Consider the following 25,042-nt stretch of genomic DNA (forward strand, 5'->3'; position numbering starts at 1 on the left):
GTCCCTCTCGCTTCTCTCGAAGCCCAGGCGCAGGGGAGAGATCAACTCCCCTGCGCCCGTGAGCCACGAGTCAGTGGTTGTCGCGCGGCAGGTTGCGGGCCACCCGCTGGTAGGCGGTCGCCAGCTCCAGGCAACCGCCCTCGGCAAGCTGGCCCACATTGGCGCGATAGATCTCCTGCCAGGGCGTGTAGTTCACGATCTCCGGCGGCGTCCAGGCGGCCCGCCGGGCCTCCCACTCGGAATCGTCCACCAGGGCATCCATGGTGGAGTTGTTGAGGTCGAGGCGCACCCGATCGCCCGTATTCAGCAGGGCGAGCCCGCCGCCCACCACCGATTCCGGCGAGGCATTGAGGATGGAGGGGCTTTCGGAGGTGCCCGACTGCCGGCCATCGCCCACGGTGGGCAGGTGGGTGACGCCCTCGCGCAGCAGCGCATCCGGCGGCTGCATGTTCACCACCTCGGCCGAGCCGGGATAGCCGACGCAGCCGACGTTGCGGATGAAGAGGATCGTGCGGTCATCGATCTCGAGCGCGGGATCGTTGAGGCGGTCGTGATAGTCCTCCGGCCCCTCGAAGACCACGGCCCGGGCCTCGAAGATGTTCTCCTTGCCCGGCTCCGAGAGATAGCGCTGGCGGAAGTCGTCAGAGATCACGCAGGTCTTCATCAACGCGGACTCGAAAAGGTTGCCCGAGAGCACCAGGAAGCCGGCCTTCTCGCGCAGCGGCTCGGCGCAGGTCTTGATCACCTCGGTGTCCTCGCTCTCCCAGGCGGCCAAGGTCTCACGCATCGGCTTGCCGGCCACGGTCATGGCGTCTTCGCGAATATAGCCCGCCTTGCGCAGTTCGCCCATCACCGCCGGCACGCCGCCGGCGCGGAAGAAGGATTCGCCCAGGTACTCGCCCGCCGGCTGCATGTTCACCAGCAGCGGCACCTCGAAGCCGATCTTCTGCCAATCGGTGACGTGCAGATCGATACCTGCGTGGCGCGCCACGGCCTGGAGATGCGGCGGCGCGTTGGTGGAGCCGCCGATGGCCGAGTTCACCACAATGGCGTTCTCGAAGGACTCGCGGGAGAGGACGTCCGAGGGCTTGAGGTCCTCATAGACCATCTCGACAATGCGCCGGCCGGTCTCGTAGGCCATGGCCATGCGCTCGCGGAAGGGCGCGGGAATGGCCGAACTGCCCGGCAGCGTCATGCCCAGGGCCTCAGCCATGGCGTTCATGGTGCTGGCGGTGCCCATGGAGTTGCAGTGCCCCAGGGAGGGGGCACTGGCGCAGACGCGGTTCATGAACTCGTCGTAGTCGATCTTGCCTTCGGCCAGCAGGCGGCGGCTTTCCCAGACGATGGTGCCCGAGCCGGCGCGCTTGCCCTTCCACCAGCCGTCCAGCATCGGGCCGCCGTTGAGCGCGATCGCCGGCAGGTCCACCGTCACCGCGCCCATGAGCATGGCCGGCGTGGTCTTGTCGCAACCGGTGGTGAGCACGACGCCGTCAATGGGGTACCCGTAGAGCACCTCGACCAGTCCGAGATAGGCCAGATTACGGTCCAGCGCCGCGGTGGGGCGCTTGCCGGTTTCCTGGATCGGATGGACGGGGAACTCCATGGGGATGCCGCCGGCATCGCGGATGCCCGCCTTCACCCGCTCCTTCAGGAAAACGTGGATCTTGTTGCAGGGGGCCAGGTCGCTGCCGGTCTGGGCGATGCCGATGACCGGGCGCTCGCCCTGCAGTTCGTCCCGGGTGTACTCCTGGTTCTGATAGCGCTCAACATAGAGCGCGGTCATCCCCGGATTGTTGGGATTATCGAACCACTCCTGCGAGCGGAACTTCTTGTGTGCGCGGGTATCTCCCATCGGGTCCTCCATCTGGCTCAAGGCCATTGATCCGTCGCAGCTTAGGGCGCGTTGGAAAGGCTTGGCAAGTATTTGTCCGATGAATGGGCGGCGCCGGCTCTCTGACCCGCACCCTGACCAGGAGTGCAGACAGTTGAGTGCGAAGTCGGGCCCCGTCGCCTCACAACCATCACACGCAGGATCGTTGACAGGGCATCAAACTCTTGGCAAGCAATCGTCGGATGAATAGCGCAAACAGGTAGCGGCCAACCGCTTCCGGAGGCACTTCACGGCCCTTGGCAGTTCCAGTCCGTCTCGATCGACAGATCCAGCCACCCGATGGCTGGGTTGCCGGCCGATGTGGCAGAACAGGGACACAAGGGCTAGTATCCGCCGCAAGCTTGCGCTGCTCACGCGAGTCATAAAGCGATAACAGAGAATTTGGGAGGAAGATGATGAAAAGCACACTCGGAAAAGGCCTTCTGGCCGGCGCCCTTCTGGCCTGCGTTTCCACCGCAGCCATGGCGCAGGACTTCGAACTGCAGATTCAGTCGAGCGACCCTGCGGGCGACCCCAACTACCAGCTCTGGCAGGGCTGGGCCGAGGAGGTCGGCGAGCGCACCGACGGCCGCGTCAAGATCAACATGATGTCGGTGGGCTCAATCGTCGACTTCCAGGAGACGCTCGACGCCGTCGGCGCCGGAATCCTGGATGGTCATGTGACCGACACCTCCTACTTCGCCGGCAAGGACCCCGCCTTCGGCCTGATCGGCAACCCGACCGGAGCCTGGTCGGACCCGCGCGAGATGCTGAAGTTCTTCAATGAAGGCGGCGGCAAGGAGCTGATGAACGAGTTGGTCGAGCCCTATGGCACCTACTTCGTGGGCGCCTCGACGCCGGGTCTCGAAGCCTTCGTCTCGGACGTGCCGCTCGACGGCGTGGACGATCTTGACGGCTTGAAGGTGCGCGCACCGGCCGGCCTGGTTCAGCGGGTCTTCGGGGCTGCCGGTGCCTCGCCGGTCAACCTGCCCACCTCGGAAGTCTTCACCGCTCTGGACAAGGGCGTGGTGGATGCCGCCGACTACAGCGTGTTCCATGTCAATCAGGACCAGGGGCTGCATGAGATCGCCCGGCATCCGGTCTATCCCGGCTTCCACTCGATGCCGTTGATCGAACTCTCGATCAACCGCGGCGTCTGGGAGTCCATGCCCGAGGACATCCAGCAGATCTTCGAGGAGTCGGTCGCCGACCTGGCCCAGCGCCAGATGGAAGCCGTCGACGCGAAGGACGCAGCAGCCATCGAGGAAGCCGAGGCACAGGGCGCCACGGTGCACGACTGGCCTGCCGAAGAGCGGGCCCGCTTCCGCGCCATCGCCATGGGCGAGTGGGAAGAGATCGCCACGGAATCGGAGAATGCTCAGAAGGTCTATGACACTCTGACCAAGTTCCTCCGGGAGGAAGGACTGCTCGGCGACGAGTAAGGTCCATGCTGGCAGGCCCCGGCCGCGCGACACAGCGCTGGCCGGGGCCTTGCTTTACAAAGGGTGAGTGAGACATGGCACTCGATCCGTTGCCCCCGGAAGAACTCGACCCCAAGCTGAGCGCCACCAGCGAGGGGGCGGGCAAGACAGCGCCGGAAGCCGGCTTCCTCGGCCGGGTCATCGAGCGGATCGGCTATGTCTTCGCGGCAGCCATCGTTCTGGCCGCCATCATTCTCGTCTTCGAGATCTTCATGCGCTATGCGCTGAACAAGCCCACCCTGTGGGTGCACGAAACGAGCATCTTTCTCTGTGCCGTTTCCTTCGTCTACGGCGGCCTTTTCTGCGCCTCGCGCAACAGCCACATCCGCGTCGTTCTGATCTATGACGCGCTGTCACCTGCCTGGCGCCGACGCTTCGACATCGTCATCTACCTGATCAGCGCCGGCGCCGCGACGTTCTTCGCCTGGGCAGCCTGGCTGATGGTCAAGCAGGCCTTCTGGAGCCCCTCCGGCGCCTTTCGCATGGAGGGCACCGGAACGGCGTGGAACCCCCCCACCCCAGCCCTGATCAAAGGCTTTCTCTTCCTGGTCTTGATCGGGCTGGCGCTGCAGTTCCTGGTCCTGGCCTTCAATCACGCCCGCCGCCATCGGCGTGGTGACAACAGGACTGCCTAGATGCCCGAGTTGCTGGATTTTACGCTCAACCTCAAGGCACTGGGTATCGGCTACGGCACCCTCTTGATGTTCGTCATGCTGCTGACCCTGTTGCTGACGGGCATGCCGCTGGCGCTGGTGACGCTGCTGGTGGCGCTGTTCTTCGCGGTCGGCTGGTTCGGGCCCATGGCGGTGCCACTGATCACCAGCCGCGTTTTCAGCTTCGTCACCTCCTTCGTCTTCGTCTCGGTGCCGATGTTCGTGCTGATGGCCGCGGTGCTCGACCGCTCCGGTATCGCGCGCGACCTCTTCGACGCCATGAAACTCATCTCCAACCGCCTGCGCGGCGGCGTCGCGATCCAGACCATCTTCGTGGCGGTCATCCTGGCGGCGATGAGCGGCATTATCGGCGGCGAGATCGTGCTGCTGGGCCTGCTGGCGCTGCCGCAGATGCTGCGGCTTGGTTACGACCGCGGCCTTGCCATCGGCGTTGTCTGCGCCGGTGGCGCGCTCGGCACGATGATCCCGCCCTCGATCGTGCTGATCATCTATGGCCTGGCCGCCAACGTGTCGGTCGGCGACCTCTTCACCGCATCCTTCCTGCCGGGCCTGATGCTGGCCAGTTTCTACGTCCTCTACGTGCTGTTCCGGGCCTACGTCTCGCCGCACACCGTGCCCGACCCGGACCCGGAAGTGATGCCGATGAAGCAGAAGATCGCGTTGCTGCGCGGTCTGATTCTGCCGCTGCTCGTGGTCGCCTTCGTGCTGGGTTCGATCTATGGCGGGCTTGCTTCAGTGACCGAGGCTTCGGCCATTGGCGCGGCCGGGGTGATCCTGGCGACCATCGTGCGCGGCGAGTTCTCCTTCGACCTGCTGCGCGGCGCCGCCATGCAGACCCTTGCGACCGTGGGCATGATTGTCTGGATCGGCATCGGCGCCAGCGCCATCGTCGGCGTGTTCAACCTGATGGGCGGGATCGACTTCGTCAGCTCGCTGATCATCGGCATCTCGGAAGAGCCCCTGTTCGTGCTGCTCTTCATGATGCTGATCCTCTTCGTGCTCGGCATGTTTCTGGACTGGGTCGGCATCGCGCTGCTCACCCTGCCCATCTTCGTGCCGATCATCGTCGAGCTGGGTTACGACCCCGTATGGTTCGGCGTGCTCTTCTGCATGAACATGCAGGTGTCCTTCCTCTCACCGCCCTTCGGGCCGGCCGCCTTCTACCTGAAGAGCGTCGCGCCGCCGGAGATCAAGCTGGGCCACATCTTCAAGGCACTGCTGCCCTTCATCGGCCTGCAGATCATCGCGCTGGCCCTGCTGATCACCTTCCCGGGAATTACGGGGCGTTAGCCAAAGACCTCATCATAGGCCTGGATCGCCCGGCGGGCGCGCTCGCGCACACTGGCGGCGTTGTCGCCGGGCTTGTAGAGGCTGGAGCCAAGGCCGAAGGCGTGGATGCCGGCCTTGGCGTATTCGGCAAAGTTCGCTTCCGACACGCCGCCCACGGCACAGAGCGGGGTTTCCGGCGGCAGCACGGCACGGATGGCCGCGATGCCGGCCGGCCCCAGAACGCTGGCCGGAAAGAACTTGAGCGCCGCAGCGCCGCTGCGCAGGGCCAGCAGCGCCTCGCTGGGCGTGAAGGCGCCAGGCAGCGTCACCAGCCCCTGCGCACAGGCTGCCTCGATGACAGCCGGGTCGGTATTGGGGCTGACCATCAGCCGACCGCCCGCCTCTGCCAGGCGCCGGCAGTCTTCGGGCGTCAGGACGGTGCCGGCGCCGATCAGCGCCTGCTCGCCGAAGCGCCTGGCGACCCGCTCGATGGAACGGAAGGGCTGCGGCGAATTGAGCGGAATCTCCACCGCCTCGAAACCCTCCTCGATCAGGGCCGCGGCGACCGCTTCCGCCTCCTCCGGCCCCAGGCCGCGCAGGATGGCCACCAGTTCGCGTCGGAAGGTGGGCCAGTGCGGAGAGTCAGTCATGCGCTCGCTCCCTGGAGCCAGAGTTGCGCTGCCGCCTGTGCCAGCCCCTGGCGCACCGCCACCTCGGCATCGACGCTGCGCACCTTATAGCCGCATTCGGCAAGGGCGGTGGTATAGAGCTCCCCCAGGCGTCCGGAGCCGAGCAGGGTGATGTCACCCGGCGCACCATAGAGCGCGCGTGCGGAAGCAATCTCGGCACCCACTAACAGGCCGGAGAGCCGAGCTGCGCCCTCGGCCTGCTCCGCGAAGCCCAAAAGCCGGCCCGCCCGCAGGCCGAAGAGCCCCGCCCAGCCGGCCGTGGGATCAGCCTGCACCGCCGTCACGGCGTCACGAAAGCCGGGATCCGCCCCGGACCCGGCCGGGGCCTCGGGGTCGAGGGCATGGCGCAGGATCGACTGCTGCGAGAGCAGGGCATAGAGCTCGCCGGTCATGAAGGTGGAAAAGGCGGTGACCTGTCCGCCCTCGATCTGCACCCATTTGCAGTGGGTGCCCGGCAGGCAGACCAAGCCCGAAAAGCGCGCTGCGTCCGCTCCCGCGATAGCGCCCAGCAGCTGGGTCTCCTCGCCGCGCATCACCGAGGGCGCCTGCTCAACGGCGTGGGCGATGCCGGGCAGAATGCGCACGTCACGCCCCTCGACCGGGACTGCAATGGCCTGGCCGGCCAGATCGGCCAGCGCCGCGGGCGTGGGCAGATAGGCAGCTTCCACCCAGCCCTGCCGCGCCCCCGCCATGCCGCAGATCAGCACCGGGAGGCCGGCCGGCGCCTCGACGGCGGCCAGGTGCTTCTCCAGCACGGCCGGAAAGCCGGGGCCGGCTGCGCAGTGCTGCATGCCCTCTTCGCTGCGCCGCGTGGCCAGGGGACTGCCGTCAGCCGCCATCAGCCAGAGACGAAAACTGCTGGTGCCCCAATCCACGCCCACGAAGGCCGCCTCGGCGACCGCGCTCACACCCTTCTCCCCCTGCTCTCGACCCAGTCTCATGCCTTTGGTTCGGGCGCCTCGACCGCGCCGCCCGCCTCGCGCCAGGCGGTGAAGCCGCCGCCGATATGCGCCACCGGCGCCAGCCCCATGTCCGCCGCCGTCTTGGTCGCCAGCGCCGAGCGCCAGCCGCTGGCACAGTAGAACACGAACTCCTTGGCCTCACCGAAGACCGATTTGTGGTAGGGGCTTTCCGGGTCGATCCAGAACTCCAGCATGCCGCGCGGGCAATGGAAGGCGCCGGGGATCCGCCCTTCCCGGGACAGTTCGCGCGGGTCGCGCAGGTCGACGAAGCAGACCGAGTCCTGGCCGTGGCGGGCGATGGCCTCGGCGGCGGACAGCGTGGTGATCTCGCGCTCCGCCTCGGCGAGCAGGTCCTTGTAGCCGCGTTTCATCCTGAGTGCCTTCTCCTGTCTGGTCGTCCCGACGCTACGGCCGACGGCTCGGCCGCAGTGATCCGAATGGCGCCGGCGAGCGTAAAGCAAGCAGGTCGGGATGACCACAGAACCCAACAGCGATGCAGTTCGCTTTCTCGGCCGACCCCCCTGCTCTTCCGCCTCGCTGGTGCGCCGACCCAGGGCTCACTCAGAAGGGCTACTGCGTGCAGCGGAACTGATAGGTGATGTCCATGCCCTCGGGAAGGCGATCGAATGCCGGGCCGTTGCCGGCGCGCAGGTGCTGGGTTCCGCTCGCCCCCTCCAGACCGGCGCTGTATTGGCTCATGTCGCCCAGGGAGGCATACATGGCAAACAGCGCCCGCTCAAAGGGGTGGTCCTTGGAGAACTGAAGGACTGCCGCGCTCAGGGCGGGCAGCTTCCCCTCCTCTGCATCCGCCAGTCTGGAAAAGCTCAAAGTCAGGCGCAGACCCTCGCCATCCGCGCGCATCAGGAAGGCATCCTCGCTCTCGCCACAGTGCACGGCTGTGAGGGGGATCGAGCCCTCTCCCCACTGCAGCGTGCCGGCCACGTTCTTTTCCCTGTCCTGATCGGCCAGCGCCGGCACCGCGGCGCACAAGAAGATAGCCGTCACAAGTTTGAGGAGGCGCTTTGCGTTCACCTTGATCTCCTGTTTATGCGATCGCCCAGAGACAATCCTTTCGTCGCCCCGTGGACGACATCAGCCAGCCCCATCCTGCCTGCACACCCGGACATCCGCCCCCTGCGAACGAAGGGGCAGCGCCGCATGCAGTCGGTGAAGACCGTTCGAGACGGGCGCTTGCAGCACAGCGGCCAGGTTCGGCTGAGGGTCTTTGCGGCAGATCAAGGTGATGGCTCGCTTTGGCTGCAATGGTCACCTGCACGGCACCATCGGGTGCGCGCTGCGGGCCCGATCACAGCGGAGATGCGCCATGCAGCGACGTCAGTTCCTTCTGGGCTCCCTCAGTGCTGCCGCCCTGGCCGGCGGCCTGGGCCCGCCGGCAGCGGCGGCGCCCACCGCCGAGGCGGCCGTGCGCATCGCCATAGCCGGGGCCGGGGCCGCCGGCCTCTCGCTGGCCGCGCGGCTGCGCCGGCAGGCGCCCAACGTCAGCATCACGCTGGTGGACGCGCGGCGCGACCACCACTTCCAACCCGGCTACACCCTGATTGCCGCCGGACTCTGGCAGCCCGGAGCGGTCATCGAGCGCACCGCAACCTACGTGCCTTCCGGGGTGGACTGGATCCAGGACGCCGTCGCCGCTTTCGAACCGGAAGACAACCGGATCGTCACCGCCTCCGGCCAGGCGATCGACTACGATTTCCTTTTCGTCACCACCGGCCTCGCGCTCGACTACGAGGCCATCGAGGGCATGGAAGAGGCGCTGATCGGCAGCGAAGGCATCGGCAGCGTCTATGCCGGTCCGGCTGCGGCCGCGGCCACCGCCGCCGCCATGGATCGCTTCGTCGAGAGCGGCGGTGTGGGACTCTTCGGTCGGCCTGACGGCGAGATGAAATGCGCCGGGGCGCCCCTCAAGATGACCTTCATCACTGAGGACAAGGCCCGTCGTGCGGATCGGCGCAGCACGGTGGAACTGATCTACAACGCCCATTCCGACGTGGTCTTCGCCGTGCCTCCTGTGCACGACAAGGTGTCACAGCTCTTTGCCGAGCGCGGCATCGCTGTCCACCGCTCCCACGTGCTGACGGCGATCGATCCGGGACGGCGCGAGGCGACCTACGCCGCGCCCGACGGCGAGGTCACGCTCGGCTACGACTTCATCCATGTCGTGCCACCCATGCGCGCGCCAGCGGCCGTGCGCGACAGCCCGCTGCCCTGGCAGGAGGGCCCGCTGGCCCGCGACGGCTGGGTCGAGGTGGAACGCGACAGCCTGCGCCACCCCCGATTCGCCAACGTCTTCGCCTTGGGAGATGTGGCCGGCGTGCCGCGCGGCAAGACAGCCGCGAGCGTCAAGTGGCAGGTGCCCGTCGTGGCCGCGAACTTCATCGACGAGTTGAACGACAGGGAGCCGCAGGCCAGCTACAACGGCTACACCTCCTGCCCCCTCGTCACTCGATACGGCCGCGCCATGCTGATCGAGTTCGACTACGAAGGGCAGCTCGTCCCTTCCTTTCCCTTCATCGCACCGCTGGAAGAGCTCTGGGTCTCCTGGCTGATCGAGGAGAAGGGATTGCACGGCGCCTACCGCGCCATGCTGCGCGGCCGGGCCTGAAGCAGGGAGCGAAGACCATGTCCGACATGCACCCCCTCGTCCTCTTCGCCATTGCCCGCGAGAGTCTTGGCGCGCTGTTCTGGCCAGCCGTGGTGCTGGTGCTCCTGCTCGGTCTCGGCATGCTGCTGGCAATCATCCGCGCCGCGCGCCGGGGGCGGGGGCTGCGCCGCGGCCTGCTGACCGCCCTTGTCGTCGGTGCCGTCGTCACCGCCCTGATCACGCCCCTGGTTCCGACCTGGACCCACGCGGCGCTCAGCGACCTCCGTTCCCTGGTCGACGTCGCGGTGGCGCTTGGCCTGGCAGCGATCCCGGGTGTGTTGGCGGCCAGTCTGGCCTTCATCGTCGCAACCTTCATCGGTGCGGCACGCGCATGAGTCGCTGGTCCCCGCGCCTTGCGCTTTTTGACCGATATCAACTCCATCCCGTCAAACCGCGTTCATACTGAAAGCGTTCAAGAGCCCAGGCCCCAATGGCGAGCACAGAGGCTCCACCAAGAACCCAAGGAGGAAGCCCATGCCTAGCAAGGCGCAGTTACTCTGGATGTACGAGGCCATGGAGAAGGCGCGCTACTACGAGGACACCATGGCGGCCGTCTACATGGAGGGAAAGCAGCCCAAGTTCGACATCGGCGCCGGGACGGTGCCCGGGGAAATGCACCTGGCCGCCGGGCAGGAACCCTGCGCCGCCGGGATGTGCGTGCACCTCCGCCCCGAGGACACGGTCACCGCCCCCCATCGTCCGCATCATGTCGCGATTGCCAAGGGCGTCGATCTGAACAGGATGACCGCCGAGATCTTCGGCAAGAAGAGCGGCCTGTCCGGCGGCCGCGGCGGGCATATGCACCTCTTCGACCCGGCGGTGAACTTCGCCTGCAGCGGCATAATCGCCGAGGGCACCGGCCCCGCGGTGGGCGCCGCCCTGGCCGCCAAGCTGAAGGGCAGCGACGCGATTGCGGTCAGCTATATCGGCGAAGGTGCCGCCAACCAGGGGGCCACCCACGAAGCCCTCAACCTGGCAGGCTTGTGGAAACTGCCGGTGGTTTTCGTGATCGAGGACAATGCCTGGGGCATCTCGGTGCCCAAGAGCAAGGCCACCGCCATTGCCGACACGAGCCAGCGCGCCGCCGGCTACGGCATGCCGGGCCATCACGTGGCCGACAACGACACCCTCGCGCTCTTCGAGGTGGCCGGGGAAGCCGTGGCGCGGGCGCGCCGCGGAGAGGGGCCGAGCCTGATCGAGGTCGAGACCTACCGCTACTACGGCCACTTCCAGGGCGATCCGGAACTCTACCGCCCGAAGGGCGAAGTCGAGGCCCTGAAGGCCAAGGACCCGATCGAGCGCCTGCGCAAGGCCATGCTGGAGGGCGGTGAGATCACGGCTGAGGAGGCCGACGCCGCCCGCGATCGCGCCAGGCAGGAGGTGGACGAGGCTTATGCCTTCGCTCGGGCCGCCGACTATCCGGCGCCGGAAGAAGCCCTGACCCACGTCTTCGCCTGAGCGGCCACCCCTTCAAGGAGAGTGTCATGTCGAGCAATCGTCAGTTGACCGTTTCGCGCGCGATGGCCGAAGCCATCGCTCTGGAAATGCGCACGGACCCCGGCGTCTTCGTCATGGGCGAAGACATCGGCACCTACGGCGGGATCTTCGGTGCGACCACCGGGCTGTTGGACGAATTCGGCGAGGAGCGGGTGCGCGACACCCCGATTTCAGAGACCGGTTTCATCGGCGCCGGCGTCGGCGCCGCCATGGCCGGCATGCGCCCGATCGTCGAGTTGATGTTCGTCGACTTCTTCGGTGTGTGCATGGATTCCATCTACAACCTGGCCGCCAAGAACACCTACTTCTCCGGCGGGAACTGCAAAGTCCCCATGGTGATCATGACCGCCACGGGCGGCGGCTACTCCGATGCCGGCCAGCATTCGCAGACCCTGCACGCCACCTTCGCTCACCTGCCCGGCATGAAGGTGGTGGCCCCCTCCAACGCCTATGACGCCAAGGGCCTGATGGCCGCCGCGATCCGCGACGACAGCCCGGTGGTCTTCATGTTCCACAAGGGCCTGCAGGGCCTGGCCTGGATGGCCTCGCCCGAGGAGGCGGCCACCGCGGTGCCGGAGGAGGCCTACACCCTGCCCTTCGGCGAAGCCCGGGTGGTGCGCGCCGGCAAGGACGTGACCCTCGTTTCGCTCAGCATGATGGTCCACCGCGCCATAGACGCGGCACGCGCCCTGGAGAAGGAGGGCATAGATGCGGAAGTGATCGACCTGCGCACTCTGGTGCCGCTCGACCGTGAGGCCATTCTGCAGTCCGTCGCCAAGACCGGGCGCCTGGTGGTGGTCGACGAGGACTACTGCAGCTACGGCCTGACCGCCGAGGTGATCGCCAGCGTGGTCGAAAAGGATCCCGGCCTGTTGAAGGCGCCGCCGCAACGCCTGGCGGTGCCCGACGTGCCAATCCCCTACAGCCGCCCCATGGAGCAGTTCGTCCTGCCCAACGCCGAGACCATCGCCGCGGCGGCACGCACCACGCTGGGAAAGGCTGCTTGAGATGACGGATATCGCCGTTCCCGAAGACCTCTGGGACGCCAACAAGATACCCGAAGGCATCGTCGCCAACTGGTTCTACAGCGACGGCGCCGAGGTGCCGCAAGGCGCCACCGTGGCCGAGTTGATGGTGGAGAAGTCCAGCTTCGACATCACCGCGCCGGCCACCGGGACGCTGCGGATTGTCGTGCCCAAGGACGGCACGGTCCGGCCCGGCTCGGTGATCGCCCGGCTGGAAAGTGGTTGAGGGCCCTCCACCCCTGCTGCTGGAGGAGCGATTCTCCGCGGCAGCGGCGGGCCTGCAGCGTCAGGAGCAGCTGGCGGAAGCGCTCGGGCCGGAACGCCCGGCGCTGCTCCTGGCTTGGCAGGCGCCGCAGGCCATGATCCTGGGCCACAGCGACACGCGCCTGCCTGACCTCCCCCGCGCCCGCACCACGCTGGAGGCAGCAGGCTGGCCGGTTCTGACCCGGCGCAGCGGCGGCAGCGCTTGCCCGGTCGAACCGGGGATGCTGCAACTGGCCCTGGCCCGGGTGGCGCCGCCGGGCTTTACCATCGAGGCCGCCTACGCCGAACTTGCCGGACTGCTGCGGGCCGCCTGCGCCACCTACGGACTTGCACTCGAAATCGGCGAATGTGCCGCAGCCTTCTGTCCCGGCCGCTGGGACCTCGCCTTCGAGGGCCGCAAGCTGGCGGGGCTATCGCAGCGTTGGCAACAGCGCCGCGGTCTGCGGCTGGTGACCACCGCGGCCTCGCTCAATGTCTCGGCCGATCCCCACCGCCTTTCGGCCTGCGTCGAGAGCTTCTATTCCAGCGCCGGTGCCCCGCGAGCCTGCCCTGCCGCCACGCTGCACAGTCTCGCCCAGGCAGTGCCGGAGCATCAGGTGACCTGCGCCAGGTTCCTGCAGCAGCTGGCAAACGATCTTGCCGACGGAAGAACTTCTCTGGCAGATTCCTGCTCAATTGCAGACGAAACCTGCGCCACACGCCAGGAGATCGCCCTGTGAGTCAGCCCGACAGCACCCAAGCGCGCCGCCCCGGCATTCCACCCCTCTTGCTGGTCGGGCTTTACGGGTTGCTCGCCCTGACGCCCCTGCTGCTGGCCTGGCTGCAGGGGCTGCCCGCACGCAGTTTCTGGCGCGAGCTTTCCTCCGGACTGGTGCTGGTCGGCTTTGCCATGCTGCTGGCGCAGTTCCTGCTGTCCGGGCGCTTTCGCTCGCTCTCCGGCCGGGTCGGCATCGACCTGGTGATGCGCTTTCATCAGCTCATCGCCTTCAGCCTGCTGGTTTTCATCCTCGTACATCCGCTGCTCTACGCCGTGCCGCGCCTTGCCGACGGCCCCGATGCGGCGCTGACCAGCCTAGTGCGCATGTTCAGTTCACAGGGGCTGCGCAGCGGGGTGATCGCCTGGGTCCTCCTGCTCCTGCTCGTCCCTCTGGGCATCTTTCGCGACCGGCTGCCCCTGCCCTACGAAACCTGGCGGCTGAGCCACGGCCTGGGTGCGGCTGCCATCGCGGTGCTGAGCACCCACCACACGCTGCGCGTGGGCACCTACAGCGACAATCCCTGGCTGGCCGGCTTCTGGCTGATCCTGACCGGACTTGCGCTCCTGTCCCTGGTCCAGGTCTATCTGATCAAGCCGCTGGCCCAGCGCGGCACCCCTTGGCGTGTCATCGGCAACCGGCCAGTGGCCGAGCGCATGTGGGAGATCCGGCTCGAGCCCGAGGACGGAAAGGCGCCGCCCTTCGAGGCCGGCCAGTTCGCCTGGCTGAACTTCGGGCACTCGGCCTTCAGCCTGACCGAACACCCCTTCTCCATCTCCTCGGCGCCGGCGGAACGACCGCAGATCGCCTTCACCATCAAGGAAAACGGCGACTTCACCCGGCAGATCGGCAGCATCCCCGTCGGGACCCGCGCCTACCTCGACGGGCCCCACGGCACCTTCTGCCTCCACGGCCGGCCGCAGCGGCCCCTGGTGCTGATTGCCGGCGGCGTGGGCTTTGCGCCCATCATCGGCATGCTGCGGCAACTGGCCCGGGACTTCTGGCCGCACCCCGTTCACCTGATCTACGGCAACCGCCATGAGGGGCAGATTCTCTATCGCGAAGAGATCGAGGCCCTGTGCAGCCGGCTCGACCTGCGGGTGGACTTGGTCCTGTCGGAACCGCCGCCGGATTGGCCGGGCCCGCAGGGCGAGCTGACGCCGGACATGCTCGACCGCTGTCTGCCCGATCCCTCGCCCGACGCGCTCTATTTCCTCTGCGGCCCCTTGGGGATGATGGACAGCGTCGAGGCGTGGCTGTCGGACAGACAGGTGCCGAACAGCGCCGTTGTCGCCGAACGCTTCAAATACAGCTGAGGACCGCCCGATGCATCACAGCCAGATCCCGCGCCTCTGTCAGGCGCTGACCCTGCTTGTCATCCTCCTCTCGCTGGTCTTCGCCTTGCGGTGAGGGGAGGAAAGGCTTCCCCTGGGGCGGTAAAGAAAGAGGCCTCCGCGACGGCTTGTGACCATCGCGAAGGCCCCCAAAGTTGCACCTAGATATCCTTGAAACGGGCCAGGTTACTCGGCCCAGCGCTGGATGATCTCCTCATAGGCAACGGTCACGCCCTCGGGCTTCTCGTTCTCCAGCGGCGCCCAGGGTGCGCCATCGACCTCGTTGACCCAGTAGTCGGCCTCGCGCGGCTCATTGAGTCGCGGACCACAGCCCGAGTAGGCCTCATTCGCCTCGTCGGCCGCCTGCATGCGGGCCATCAACTCATCCATCTCACCGGCCAGGCGGTCCATGGCCTCCTGGGCGGTGAAGGTGCCGGCGGTCACATCGCCGATGTGCTGCCAGAAGAGCTGGGCCAGACGCGGATAGTCCGGCACGTTGGTTCCGGTGTCGGTCCACTGGTGCCGGTCCGGTGAGCGGTAGAACTCGATCAGGCCGCCGAGCTGCGCCGCCCGCTCGCTGAAGCTTTCGTGACGCACGGTGGAATCCCGCACGAAGGTGATGCCGACATGGCTCTTCTTCACGTCCACGGTCTTGGACGAGGCAAACTGGGCGAAGAGCCAGGCCGCCTTGCGGCGATCCATGGGGGTCGTTTCCAGCAGGGTCCAGGAGCCGACGTCCTGATAGCCGCGCTGCATGCCTTCCTTCCAGTAGGGGCCGACCGGTGAGGGCGCCATCCGCCACAGCAGATTGCCGTCCTCATCCACCGTGTTGTTCCCCTCCTCCTGGGACTGGACCATGTTGGCGGTGAAGGCGGTGTACCAGAAGATCTGCTGGGCGACGTTGCCCTGGCTGAGCGCCGGCAGCGACTGATAGAAGTCGAGGTCGGACGCCCCAGGCGGGGCGTAGTTGCGCAGCCACTCGTCCCACTTCTCCACGGCATAGACGGCGGCTCGGCTGTTGGTGGCACCGCCGCGGGTCACCGATGCGCCGACGGGATTGCAGGTCCCTTCTTCCATGCGGATGCCCCACTCGTCCACGGGCACGCCATTGGGCAGCCCCAGATCGGCGGCACCGGCCATGGAGAGCCAGGCATCGGTCATGCGCCAGCCGAGATCGGGTGCGCGCTTGCCGTAGTCCATGTGGCCATAGACCTGGACGCCGTCGATCTCCTGCACATGCTCGGTGAAGAACTCGGCGATGTCCTCGTAGGCCGACCAGTTGCGCGGCACGCCCAGGTCATAGCCGTATTGCTCGCTAAACTGCTCCTGCAGGTCCTCCCGATCGAACCAGTCCTTGCGGAACCAGTAGAGATTGGCGAACTGCTGATCGGGCAGCTGATAGAGATCGCCGTCCGGCGCAGTGGCCGAGGCGGTGCCGAAGTAGTCGTCGAGATCGAGGCCAGGGTTGGTGACGTCAGCACCCTCGCCCTCCATCCATTCCGTCAGGTTGACGGTCTGGCCGATCCGGTAGTGCATGCCGATCAGGTCGGCATCGTTGACGTAGAGGTCATAGAGATTGCGCTGGGTCTGAAGCTGCGTCTGCAGCGCCTGGACCACGTCGCCCTCGCCCATGATCTGCATATTCACGCGGATGCCGGTGATCTCCTCGAAGGCTTGGGTCAGGACCTCGGCCTCGTATTCGTGGGTGGGAATGGCTTCGGCCACCACGTTGATTTCCATGCCCTGGTAGGGTTCGGCCGCCTGGATGAACCATTCCATCTCGGCAACCTGCTCCTCCCGCGTGAGGCTCGAGGGCTGGAATTCCTCGTCGATCCAGCGTTCCGCCGCGGCCATATCGGCCTGGGCAGAGCCGCTGGCAAAGATCAAGACAACCGCTCCCGATGATGCTAGCAACAATCGTCGCATTGGATCCTCCCTAGGTTTCTTGCGACATCAGGCGCGGTCGCGTTGCGGGCGGCCGCGCCTTCCCTACAGCCCTAAACCCATCGAAACACCCCGATCGCGTAGATGATCGAAAGGCCGAGAGCCCACCACAGGTCCGGGCCAACGAGCCCGAGCCATGCCAGATGAATGAAGGCGCTGCCGAGCAGCGAGATGAAGAGGCGGTCGCCGCGCGTCGTATCCAGGCCCAGCAGCCCGCGCCGCGGCGTCGATCCGGGGGAAACCGCCTCCCAAAGCGTCATGCCGATGAGCAACAGGGCGATGGTGGCGAAGAAGGCCGCCGTCTCCCAGGTCCAGGCCATCCAGGACAGGTCCATCGCCAGCCTCCTAGACCCGCCCCAGGGCAAAGCCCCGGGCGATGTAGTTGCGCACGAAGTAGATCACCAGCGCGCCGGGAATGATGGTGAGCACGCCGGCCGCCGCCAGCATGCCGAGCTCATAGCCGGAAATCGACGAAGTGCGCGTCATGACCGAGGCGATGGGCCGCGCCCCCACCGAGGTCAGGGACTTCGCGAGCAGCAGTTCCACCCAGGAGAACATGAAGCAGAAGAAGGCCGTCACGCCGATGCCCGAGGCGATGAGCGGCATGAAGATCTTGGTGAAGAAGCGCGGGAAGGAATAGCCGTCGATATAGGCCGTCTCGTCCACCTCCTTCGGCACGCCCGACATGAAGCCTTCGAGGATCCAGACCGCGAGCGGAATGTTGAAGAGGCAGTGGGCCAGCGCCACGGCGATGTGCGTGTCGAACAGGCCTACGGAGGAGTAGAGCTGGATGAAGGGCAGCGCGAAAATCGCCGGCGGCGCCATGCGGTTGGTCAGCAGCCAGAAGAAGAGATGCTTGTCGCCCAGGAAGCGATAGCGCGAGAAGGCGTAGGCCGCCGGCAGCGCGACGCAGACCGACAGCAGCATGTTCATGACCACATAGGTCAGGGAGTTGATGTAGCCCCAGTACCAGACGGGGTCGGTGAAGATGCGCCGGTAGTTATCCAGAGTGAAGGTCTGCGGATAGAGCGAGAAGCTGCCCAGTATCTCGTTGGTCGGCTTGAACGACATGTTGAGCAGCCAATAGATCGGCAGCATCAGGAAGAGAATGTAGAGGGTCGGCACCAGCCACGTCAGGCCGCGGCGCCGATGCTGGGGCCGAGGCCGGCGCCGTGCCGGCTGGGCCGGCACCACCGGGGCCAGCGTTTCGCTGTTGCTGCTGCTCATGGCCAAGCCTCCCGCGCGCTCATGACTGGCCCTCGCCCTCGTTGCGCATCATCACGGTGTAGAAGACCCAGCTGAACACCAGCACGATCAGGAAGTAGATGATCGACATGGCCGCCGCCTGGCCGAGGTCGAACTGGCCGAGCGCGATCTTCACCAGATCGATGGACAGCACCGTGGTCGAGTTGCCCGGCCCCCCGCCGGTCAAAACGAAGGGCTCGGTGTAGATCATGAAGGAGTCCATGAAGCGCAGCAGGATGGCGATGGTGAGCACGCGCTTCATCTTGGGCAGCTGGATGTGGCGGAACACGGCCCAGCGCGAGGCGCCGTCGATCTTGGCTGCCTGATAGTAGGCATCCGGGATGGAGATCAGGCCGGCATAGGCCAGCAGCACCACCAGCGAGGTCCAGTGCCAGACGTCCATCACGATCAAGGTGAACCAGGCATCGCCAGCCTGGCGCGTGAAGTTGTAGTCGAAGCCAATCCCGTTGAGCACCCGCCCCAGCAGCCCAAGCTCCGGCAGCGCAAAGATGTTCCAGATGGCGCCGACCACGTTCCAGGGAATCAAAAGTGGCAGCGCCATCAGCACCAGGCAGACCGAAACCCAGACGCCGCGCCGCGGCATGCACAGCGCGATCAACACGCCGAGCGGCACCTCGATGGCCAGGATGGTGAAGGTGAAGATCAGCTGGCGCCCCAAAGCGGCGTGGAAGCGCTCGGAATTCAGCACTTGGCTGTACCACTTGGTCCCCTCGAAGAAGAAGACATTGCCGCCGAAGCTCTCCTGCACCGAGTAGTTCACCACCGTCATCAAAGGGATGAGGGCGTTGAAGGCGACCAGCGCCAGCACCGGCAGCACGAAGAACCAGGCCCTGTTGTTCCAGGTCTTGGTCATGCCACGGCCTCCAGGGCACGCCGGCGCGAGGCGACGTAGAGGTTGATCCCCTCCGGCGCGAAGGCAACGCACGGCTCGGCCGGCAGGTCTTCGTCTTCGCCCAGCACGGCGGCCAGCTCCTGGCCCTCGACAAGGAGCCAGACCACCTTGCGGCGCCCCAGATCCTCGACTCTGCGGACCTGCGCCGGCAGTCCCGCGGCACCGAGGCGCACATACTCCGGCCTGATGCCCAGTTCAGCCGGCCCCGTCACGTCCCGCGCGGCGCCGGGCAGGGCAATGGCGTGCCCGCCGAAGCGGGCCTGGGCCCCCTCCACCTCGACCGGCAGCAGGTTCATGCCCGGCGAGCCGATGAAATAGCCCACGAAGGTGTGCGCCGGCCGCTCGAACAGCTCGTCGGGTGTGCCGATCTGCACGATCTCTCCCTCGTACATCACGACGACCGTATCGGCGAAGGTCAGCGCCTCGGTCTGGTCATGGGTGACATAGACCATGGTGAAGCCGAAGCGGCGGTGCAGCTTTCTCAGCTCGGAGCGCAGCTGCCACTTCATGTGCGGGTCGATCACCGTCAGAGGCTCGTCGAAGAGAATGGCGTTGACGTCGGAGCGCACCAGGCCGCGGCCGAGCGCAATTTTCTGTTTGAGGTCAGCGGTGAGGCCGCGGGCGCGGCGCTGGGCGACCGCGGCCAGATCGGTCAGCGCCAGGGTCTCGCGCACCTGGCGGTCGATCTCGTCGCGCGGCACGCCGCGATTGCGCAGCGGAAAGGCGAGGTTCTCGTAGACCGTCATGGTGTCGTAGACGACAGGAAACTGGAAAACCTGCGCGATATTGCGTTCCTGCGTCGTCAGTTCCGTGACGTCGCGTCCGTCGAAGAGCAACCGCCCCTCGCTCGGGTGCAGCAGGCCCGAAATGATGTTGAGCAGGGTGGTCTTGCCGCAGCCCGAGGGGCCGAGCAGGGCATAGGCGCCGCCATCCAGGAAGCTGTGATCGACCTGCTTCAGCGCGTAGTCAGCCTCGGCACCGGGCCGGGCCATGTAGCTGTGGCGGATGGCGTTGAGGTCGATGCGCGCCATGCCCGCCTCCTAACCCACCAGACCGTCGGCCAGGGCCATGGTGCGGCCGGCGGCATCGAACACCATCATGCGCCGTGGATCGATGAAGGCCTCCACGCTATCCCCGGGCTCGAAGTGATGAATGCCGGTGGTGAAAAGCACCCAACGCACGGCGCCGAAGTCGAGATGGATGAAGCTCTCCGAGCCGGTGATCTCGGCGACGCTGACGCTGGCCCTGATCGGCACGGACTGCGGTGTCTGCTGTTCCAGCGCAAGGTGATGCGGCTGAAAGCCGAGGGTATAGCGACCCTCGGGGATGCCGATGAGTTCCTCGGGCACCGGCAGTGACACCCCGCGATCCAAGAGAAAGGTCGCTTCCCTCTTGTCGACCTCGATGGTGTTGAGCGGCGGATCGGCGAAGGTTCGGGCGGTGATCAGGTCCACCGGATTGCGGAAGACCTCGATGGTCGGGCCGAACTGGGTGATTCGCCCCTCACTCAGGGTCGCCGTGTTCCCGCCCAGCAGCAGGGCCTCCGTGGGTTCGGTGGTGGCATAGACCAGGATGGTGTCGGACTCGGCGAAGATCTTCGGCAGTTCGGCCCGGAGCTCTTCGCGCAGCTTGTAGTCGAGGTTGGCCAGGGGCTCGTCCAGCAGCACCAACTTCGCGTTCTTCACCAGAGCACGCGCGAGCGCGGTGCGCTGCTGCTGCCCACCGGAGAGACTGAGCGGCAGCCGGTCGAGATAGGGCGTCAGCCGGAGCAGCTCGGCCGACTTGCGCACCTCCCGGTCGATCAGGGTTCGGTCCAGGCCGGCCACCCGCAGCGGCGAGGCAATATTCTCGTAAACCGTGAAAGAGGGATAGTTGATGAACTGCTGATAAACCATCGCGACCTTGCGCTTCTGGACCGGCATGCCGGTGACATCCTCGCCGGCAAAGCGCACCTGTCCCTCGCTCGGAGGATCGAGCCCGGCCATGATGCGCATCAAGGTCGTCTTGCCCGCCAGGGTCGGGCCCAGCAGTACGTTCAGCGTGCCCGGTTGCAAGGTGAGCGAGACAGCGTCGATGTGGGTTTCGGCGCCGACACGCTTGCTGACGCCCTTTAGTTCCAGCATGCGCGCCTCCCGGCCGCTGCCCGACGGTCAGCCACATCAGAGCCCGCTGTTCGAAGCCGCGCGCCCGGTCTCAAGCGATGACCGGCCGCGATGGCATCGCCCGTGCAGCGCCAGCCGCTGATCCTGACGTTTTCCACCGCCTCGGCCACGTTTCCTCCCGCGCCACCCCTTTGGGGCAATCTCCTTATGGTTGCTCTGAACTATGAGTGAGGGTCTTATGGGAAGTCAATTGAAAACCGGCCCTCCTCAGCGTCTGCTGCTGCCCAGGAGCATGATCCAGAGCGTCGGATCCACGTGGTGCCTAGACCGGATCGCACCGAATCTGAACCACCCGAGTTCAGATTCGGTGCGTGAATCCGGTCTACATCAAAGGGATAGAGCCGATTCACGTCTCTGTTCGGATCGCTTCGCGAATCCGATCTGAGACGATCGGCTCGAGAGGGGGATCGACCTGCTAAACCGGGGTATCGGGCCTCGGAGCAGCGTATCGCAACGCCTCACGAGGGCTTTTCCTGGACCGTGGCAGCCGGCCATGTGGAGGCTCACACGATCTGTGGTACCCTTCGATCGAGCAATGGGCGCCGGCAGGCAGAGTCACGCGTGTGCCCAGCGCCACCCTCTGCAAAGGCGTAACGCAGAGGCACACCTACTCGGATCGCAAAGTCCCAGGATGCAAAGCAACAAGAAACAGCGACCTACGGAGGACGATGAGGGCCATCAAGGCGGCTCGGACAACGATCCCACGGCACAAGAGTATATGTCCGAGCATGAACACCTGCTCTGGCGGCTCTTGATCAGCCACTCAAGGGACGGAGTCGTCGTTCTGGAGGAAGATGGCAGCGTCTACTACAGCAACAGACGCTTCGCCGACATGCTCGGCTATGGAATCGTCGAGATGAAGGCTCTGCACGTTTGGGACTGGGACAGAAAGCACCCAAAGCATGAATTGTTGCAGATGCTGGGGAGCGTCGATGATGCCGGCGACCATTTCGTGTCCCAGCAACAGCGCAAGGACGGCTCCCTCATTGAGGTGGAGATCAGCACCAACGGCACGGTTTTCCGCGGCAAGAAACTGATTCTCTGCATCGTCAGGGATATCACGGATCGCCGTCAGGCGGAGCGGGTTCGCGACCTGCTGGCGGAGATCCTGGAAGCAACCCCCGACCTTGTCGCCTACGCCGATCCCGATGGCACGCTTCGCTACGTCAATGCGGGCGGGAGACGACTGGTAGGATTGCCTTGCACAGCGGCTGACACCTCGGCAGTCCATGATGCCAAGGGCAGGGTCGTGCGGCTCGGCCAGCTTCATCCCGAATGGGCCAGGGCCCTGATCGAGCAGGTGGCGATGCCCGCCGCCATCCGCGATGGCAGCTGGGAAGGTGAGAGCGCACTGCTCGACGCGACGGGTGGCGAGCTACCCGTATCGCAGACCCTCGTGGCGCACCTGGACGAAGCAGGTGAGGTCGTACGCCTTTCCACGCTCGCCCGAGACATTCGCCGCTACAAGGAACTGGAAGAGGCGCTGGAGCGCCTGGCCTTCCACGACGGGCTCACCGGAGTGACGAACCGGCGCCACTTGGAAGCGTTGCTGGAAGAGGAGGCCGAGCGATGCGAACGCCACGCAAGAGTCTTCAGCCTGGTGATGTACGACCTCGATCATTTCAAGCTGGTCAATGACAATCACGGGCATCAAACCGGCGATGAAATCCTGCGTGCGATCGCCAGGATCGTCGAGGAACGCTTGCGTGGCTCCGATGTTCTGGGGCGCTGGGGTGGGGAGGAGTTCATGATCCTCCTGCCCGAAACCGGCCTCGAAGGCGCCGCAGCCCTGGCCGAAGACCTGCGCGCCACCGTGGCCGCAACGACTTTCCCCGGGCCGGGGCGGGTGACCATCAGCCTCGGCGTGGCGCAATACCGCCCGGGCGAACCGCTCCGCGACCTGATCAAGCGCGTCGACGAGGCCGTCTACCGCGCCAAGAACCAAGGACGCAACCGCGTCGCCCTCGACGACCGGACATAACCGCAGAGCAGGTCGCTGATCGGGCGGGAGCCGGCGCGGGTGATTTGTTGAGTTGTTCTGAGAAAGTGGTTGCGGGGGTGAATCTCCACCTATCCACCAGTTCTGTCGCCACAGCTAAGCCCCGAACGGATGCGAGATCGAGGTCGCCGCTTTGACGATAGCGGCCCCATCTCGCTGCACAGCCAGCTAGGATTGGGTGTCACTGACACCTGAGATGGGTCTCCCCCATGTAACGAAACCGCATCGCAGTGCACCGAGTTGAACCGCAGCACGACTGCTCACTATTCCTTCTCAACCATCGACGCCAAAGGAGATCTCCAATGAAGATGCTGATTGCTGCCAGCGCCTTCGGTCTGCTGGCCACTAGCGCGCATGCGGCAGATCTGGTGGAGACCGAAAGCCCGCACAGCGTGGCAGAAACCGTTGCCAACTTCGTCGAAGCAGCGGAAGGCGCCGGAGCTACCGTTTTCGCGACGGTCGACCACGCGGCTGGCGCCCGTTCAGTTTCCGCTGAACTGCCCGAGACCACAGTGATCATCTTCGGCAATCCCCGTATCGGCACGCCGGTCATCGCAGCTGAACAACGCGCCGGGCTTGACCTGCCACTACGCGTGCTCGTCTGGGACGACCACGGTCGCACCTGGATTGCACATGAGGATCCGCAGGCTCTCAAGGAACGCTACGATGTCGAGGGTGCGGACGAGACCTTCAAGGCGATGGAAGGCGCTTTGCGAAACCTGGTGTCCGCCGCCACCACAGACTGACATCCCGCAAGGAAGCAACGCCCCGCAATTGGAGGCCAGGGCGTTTCTGCAACACGGTAGCAAGAAAGCGCGGTCGCTGGCCAAACAGGGCAGGCTTGTACCATTGGCCAGCGGCGTGCTTGGTGAACTCAGAGAAGAGGCAGTCCCCGCCCAACTGGTTCTTCTCGACCAGCATCATGCTGAGACCCAGTTGAGCCGTTCCGGTGGCGGCCGAAGAACCGGCAGCCCCCGCACCGATCACATCGCAGGAGAGAGGCATCAACGCCAGATCATGGAGCCGTTCACGGCATGTGCCGAGTGCTTGCCGCGATATATAACGATCGTCCTCCACCCCGCACTTCAGCGAGACGAAGCTCACCTCCGCCAACGCGGCGAGGCGCAGATGTCGGGCTCCTTGCGATTGGAGAGCCGTTCCTTCAGTCGATGGCCCAGCCGGACGTGTGCGGAGCATCGCTCACCGAGGCTGTTGACGGGCTGCCAGCGCTGCCCTGATCCTCAATCAGGAGAAGCCCGAACAAACCGTCAGACTCCTACGTCACCCGGCATTAGGGGCGTGATGGCAGTTTGAAACCAGGGAGGACGTCCAAATGATTCAACGACTGCGCGCCTGGGCGGCTCCCGCCGCAACAATCATGTCGCTCATTGCCTGCTATGGCACCCTCGCAGCAATCGCTCTGCTGGGCGCACTCGGTGCTACAATAGCCCTCAATCAGGCGGTATGGGCCGGCGCCATTGTGATCTTTGCCTGGTTGGCCTTGCTCGCGCTTTTGCTGCGCTACCGGCAACACCGTCGGTTCCTGCCAATCGTAATCGCTGCTGTGGGTGTTATTCTCATCACCTACACGATGACAATCAGCTATGACCGCATTATCGAGCTCGTCGGCTTCGCCTTCCTTTGCGGAGGCACCCTTCTGGACTTGCGCAGGGGGGAGAGTGTTCGGAGACATAGGTGACGTTTTGTACCGGAGACATGGGTGACCGCACTGGGGCGGGCCGCTGATCGCTCGCACGACGCAGAGAAGCGCAATCGTGAAGATGCTTGCTCTGGCAAGTGCTTTTGGCACCACGCAAAAACCCGCCCAGGCGGATGCCGGGCGGGTGATGTGTTGGATTGTTCGGTAAAGATGGTTGCGGGGGCAGGATTTGAACCTGCGACCTTCAGGTTATGAGCCTGACGAGCTACCGGGCTGCTCCACCCCGCGGGTGTATTCTTGTGTGGTGGAGGCTTGGAGAAGGTTCAAGCGGGCTTGGAAGACTTGGCGGCGACCGACTCTCCCACGCCTTAAGACGCAGTACCATTGGCGCTGAGGGATTTCACGGCCGAGTTCGGGATGGGATCGGGTGGTGCAGCCCTCGCCATGGCCACCAAGTCATCGAAGCCCGCTTGGGTGCCTCGTTTTGGGGTTGCATGCTTGTTTCGCTGCTTCGGGTTGGAAGCTTTTGAGGTTGGTTTTGTGTTTTGCGGCTTTTGCCGCTGTGCGTGGTGGGGCTGACCTGGCTTCAGGGCTTTGCCCTTTGGCGAGGTGATCAAGCCGATCGAGCGATTAGTAG

The 25,042-nt window shown here is 65.5% G+C and carries 25 protein-coding genes, 1 tRNA gene and 1 rRNA gene; 13 read left to right on the forward strand and 14 right to left on the reverse strand.

Annotated features, from left to right (window positions below):
* Positions 1-70: 70 nt before the first annotated feature.
* Positions 71-1,852 carry an IlvD/Edd family dehydratase gene (locus tag ABZ720_RS08795; protein WP_366555141.1) on the reverse strand — a complete coding sequence of 594 codons (1,782 nt, stop codon included), beginning with the start codon at positions 1,850-1,852 and terminating at the stop codon, positions 71-73.
* A gap of 431 nt (positions 1,853-2,283) precedes the next feature.
* Here ABZ720_RS08795 and dctP point away from each other — a divergent pair, with 431 nt between their 5' ends.
* From dctP to ABZ720_RS08810, 3 genes are all read left to right on the forward strand, one after another.
* The gene (dctP, locus tag ABZ720_RS08800) at positions 2,284-3,312 is read left to right on the forward strand and encodes a TRAP transporter substrate-binding protein DctP (RefSeq protein WP_366555142.1); all 1,029 of its coding nucleotides are present in this window, start codon (positions 2,284-2,286) and stop codon (positions 3,310-3,312) included.
* 74 nt (positions 3,313-3,386) lie between these two features.
* Positions 3,387-3,986, forward strand: a complete 600-nt coding sequence (locus tag ABZ720_RS08805) for a TRAP transporter small permease subunit (protein ID WP_366555143.1) — start codon at positions 3,387-3,389, stop codon at positions 3,984-3,986.
* Positions 3,987-5,315, forward strand: a complete 1,329-nt coding sequence (locus ABZ720_RS08810) for a TRAP transporter large permease (RefSeq protein ID WP_366555144.1) — start codon at positions 3,987-3,989, stop codon at positions 5,313-5,315.
* Here ABZ720_RS08810 and ABZ720_RS08815 read toward each other — a convergent pair.
* From ABZ720_RS08815 to ABZ720_RS08830, 4 genes are all read right to left on the reverse strand, one after another.
* Positions 5,312-5,944, reverse strand: coding sequence for a 2-dehydro-3-deoxy-6-phosphogalactonate aldolase (locus tag ABZ720_RS08815; protein ID WP_366555145.1), 633 nt, complete (start codon positions 5,942-5,944; stop codon positions 5,312-5,314). The two genes, ABZ720_RS08810 and ABZ720_RS08815, sit on opposite strands and share 4 nt — an antisense overlap.
* Positions 5,941-6,924, reverse strand: coding sequence for a 2-dehydro-3-deoxygalactonokinase (locus tag ABZ720_RS08820; RefSeq protein ID WP_366555146.1), 984 nt, complete (start codon positions 6,922-6,924; stop codon positions 5,941-5,943). The genes ABZ720_RS08815 and ABZ720_RS08820 overlap by 4 nt, the downstream gene beginning before the upstream one ends.
* Positions 6,921-7,316 (reverse strand): rhodanese-like domain-containing protein, encoded by a 396-nt coding sequence (locus ABZ720_RS08825; protein WP_366555147.1) that lies wholly within the window; start codon positions 7,314-7,316, stop codon positions 6,921-6,923. The genes ABZ720_RS08820 and ABZ720_RS08825 overlap by 4 nt, the downstream gene beginning before the upstream one ends.
* 199 nt (positions 7,317-7,515) lie before the next feature.
* The gene (locus ABZ720_RS08830; RefSeq protein ID WP_366555148.1) at positions 7,516-7,977 is read right to left on the reverse strand and encodes a hypothetical protein; all 462 of its coding nucleotides are present in this window, start codon (positions 7,975-7,977) and stop codon (positions 7,516-7,518) included.
* A gap of 292 nt (positions 7,978-8,269) precedes the next feature.
* Between ABZ720_RS08830 and ABZ720_RS08835 the strand changes: the two genes are divergently transcribed.
* The 7 genes from ABZ720_RS08835 to ABZ720_RS08865 all read left to right on the forward strand — a co-directional run bounded on the left by ABZ720_RS08835 (position 8,270) and on the right by ABZ720_RS08865 (position 14,464).
* A complete protein-coding gene (locus ABZ720_RS08835; RefSeq protein ID WP_366555149.1) occupies positions 8,270-9,568 on the forward strand; it encodes an NAD(P)/FAD-dependent oxidoreductase in 1,299 nt (432 codons plus the stop codon).
* A gap of 17 nt (positions 9,569-9,585) precedes the next feature.
* The gene (locus tag ABZ720_RS08840; RefSeq protein ID WP_366555150.1) at positions 9,586-9,942 is read left to right on the forward strand and encodes a DUF5368 family protein; all 357 of its coding nucleotides are present in this window, start codon (positions 9,586-9,588) and stop codon (positions 9,940-9,942) included.
* Between the two features lie 139 nt (positions 9,943-10,081).
* A complete protein-coding gene (locus tag ABZ720_RS08845; protein ID WP_366555151.1) occupies positions 10,082-11,065 on the forward strand; it encodes a thiamine pyrophosphate-dependent dehydrogenase E1 component subunit alpha in 984 nt (327 codons plus the stop codon).
* 26 nt (positions 11,066-11,091) lie between these two features.
* On the forward strand, positions 11,092-12,111 hold the full coding sequence (locus ABZ720_RS08850; RefSeq protein WP_366555152.1) for an alpha-ketoacid dehydrogenase subunit beta: 1,020 nt from the start codon (positions 11,092-11,094) through the stop codon (positions 12,109-12,111).
* Between the two features lies 1 nt (position 12,112).
* Complete coding sequence (locus ABZ720_RS08855) at positions 12,113-12,355, forward strand: biotin/lipoyl-containing protein (protein ID WP_366555153.1); 243 nt, start codon at positions 12,113-12,115, stop codon at positions 12,353-12,355.
* On the forward strand, positions 12,348-13,112 hold the full coding sequence (locus ABZ720_RS08860) for a lipoyl protein ligase domain-containing protein (RefSeq protein WP_366555154.1): 765 nt from the start codon (positions 12,348-12,350) through the stop codon (positions 13,110-13,112). The genes ABZ720_RS08855 and ABZ720_RS08860 overlap by 8 nt, the downstream gene beginning before the upstream one ends.
* Positions 13,109-14,464, forward strand: a complete 1,356-nt coding sequence (locus ABZ720_RS08865; RefSeq protein WP_366555155.1) for a ferredoxin reductase family protein — start codon at positions 13,109-13,111, stop codon at positions 14,462-14,464. The genes ABZ720_RS08860 and ABZ720_RS08865 overlap by 4 nt, the downstream gene beginning before the upstream one ends.
* Positions 14,465-14,668: 204 nt before the next feature.
* Here ABZ720_RS08865 and ABZ720_RS08870 read toward each other — a convergent pair whose 3' ends face one another.
* From ABZ720_RS08870 to ABZ720_RS08895, 6 genes are all read right to left on the reverse strand, one after another.
* Positions 14,669-16,369: an ABC transporter substrate-binding protein gene (locus ABZ720_RS08870; RefSeq protein ID WP_366555156.1), complete on the reverse strand. Its 1,701-nt coding sequence runs from the start codon at positions 16,367-16,369 to the stop codon at positions 14,669-14,671.
* A gap of 110 nt (positions 16,370-16,479) precedes the next feature.
* On the reverse strand, positions 16,480-16,761 hold the full coding sequence (locus ABZ720_RS08875; protein WP_366555157.1) for a DUF2160 domain-containing protein: 282 nt from the start codon (positions 16,759-16,761) through the stop codon (positions 16,480-16,482).
* Positions 16,762-16,771: 10 nt separating this feature from the next.
* On the reverse strand, positions 16,772-17,524 hold the full coding sequence (locus ABZ720_RS08880; protein WP_366555171.1) for a carbohydrate ABC transporter permease: 753 nt from the start codon (positions 17,522-17,524) through the stop codon (positions 16,772-16,774).
* 148 nt (positions 17,525-17,672) lie between these two features.
* On the reverse strand, positions 17,673-18,545 hold the full coding sequence (locus ABZ720_RS08885) for a carbohydrate ABC transporter permease (protein ID WP_366555158.1): 873 nt from the start codon (positions 18,543-18,545) through the stop codon (positions 17,673-17,675).
* The gene (locus ABZ720_RS08890) at positions 18,542-19,615 is read right to left on the reverse strand and encodes an ABC transporter ATP-binding protein (RefSeq protein WP_366555159.1); all 1,074 of its coding nucleotides are present in this window, start codon (positions 19,613-19,615) and stop codon (positions 18,542-18,544) included. The genes ABZ720_RS08885 and ABZ720_RS08890 overlap by 4 nt, the downstream gene beginning before the upstream one ends.
* Positions 19,616-19,624: 9 nt before the next feature.
* Complete coding sequence (locus tag ABZ720_RS08895; protein ID WP_366555160.1) at positions 19,625-20,707, reverse strand: ABC transporter ATP-binding protein; 1,083 nt, start codon at positions 20,705-20,707, stop codon at positions 19,625-19,627.
* A gap of 757 nt (positions 20,708-21,464) precedes the next feature.
* Between ABZ720_RS08895 and ABZ720_RS08900 the strand changes: the two genes are divergently transcribed.
* Together ABZ720_RS08900 and ABZ720_RS08905 are read left to right on the forward strand one after the other, a co-directional pair.
* Positions 21,465-22,727 (forward strand): sensor domain-containing diguanylate cyclase, encoded by a 1,263-nt coding sequence (locus ABZ720_RS08900; RefSeq protein WP_366555161.1) that lies wholly within the window; start codon positions 21,465-21,467, stop codon positions 22,725-22,727.
* A 326-nt stretch (positions 22,728-23,053) separates the two neighbouring features.
* Positions 23,054-23,491 carry a DUF302 domain-containing protein gene (locus ABZ720_RS08905; protein WP_366555162.1) on the forward strand — a complete coding sequence of 146 codons (438 nt, stop codon included), beginning with the start codon at positions 23,054-23,056 and terminating at the stop codon, positions 23,489-23,491.
* Here ABZ720_RS08905 and ABZ720_RS08910 read toward each other — a convergent pair.
* A complete protein-coding gene (locus ABZ720_RS08910) occupies positions 23,436-23,942 on the reverse strand; it encodes an NAD(P)-binding protein (protein ID WP_366555163.1) in 507 nt (168 codons plus the stop codon). The two genes, ABZ720_RS08905 and ABZ720_RS08910, sit on opposite strands and share 56 nt — an antisense overlap.
* Before the next feature lie 136 nt (positions 23,943-24,078).
* Between ABZ720_RS08910 and ABZ720_RS08915 the strand changes: the two genes are divergently transcribed.
* Positions 24,079-24,444 carry a MerC family mercury resistance protein gene (locus tag ABZ720_RS08915; protein WP_366555164.1) on the forward strand — a complete coding sequence of 122 codons (366 nt, stop codon included), beginning with the start codon at positions 24,079-24,081 and terminating at the stop codon, positions 24,442-24,444.
* A 172-nt stretch (positions 24,445-24,616) separates the two neighbouring features.
* Here ABZ720_RS08915 and ABZ720_RS08920 read toward each other — a convergent pair.
* Positions 24,617-24,693: transfer RNA gene (locus tag ABZ720_RS08920), tRNA-Met, on the reverse strand.
* Positions 24,694-24,745: 52 nt separating this feature from the next.
* Positions 24,746-24,861, reverse strand: a 5S ribosomal RNA gene (gene rrf / locus ABZ720_RS08925).
* Positions 24,862-25,042 lie beyond the last annotated feature (181 nt).

Origin of the sequence: Aquibaculum sediminis (genome assembly GCF_040712085.1) — a bacterium.
Lineage (GTDB): Bacteria > Pseudomonadota > Alphaproteobacteria > Kiloniellales > DSM-21159 > Aquibaculum > Aquibaculum sediminis.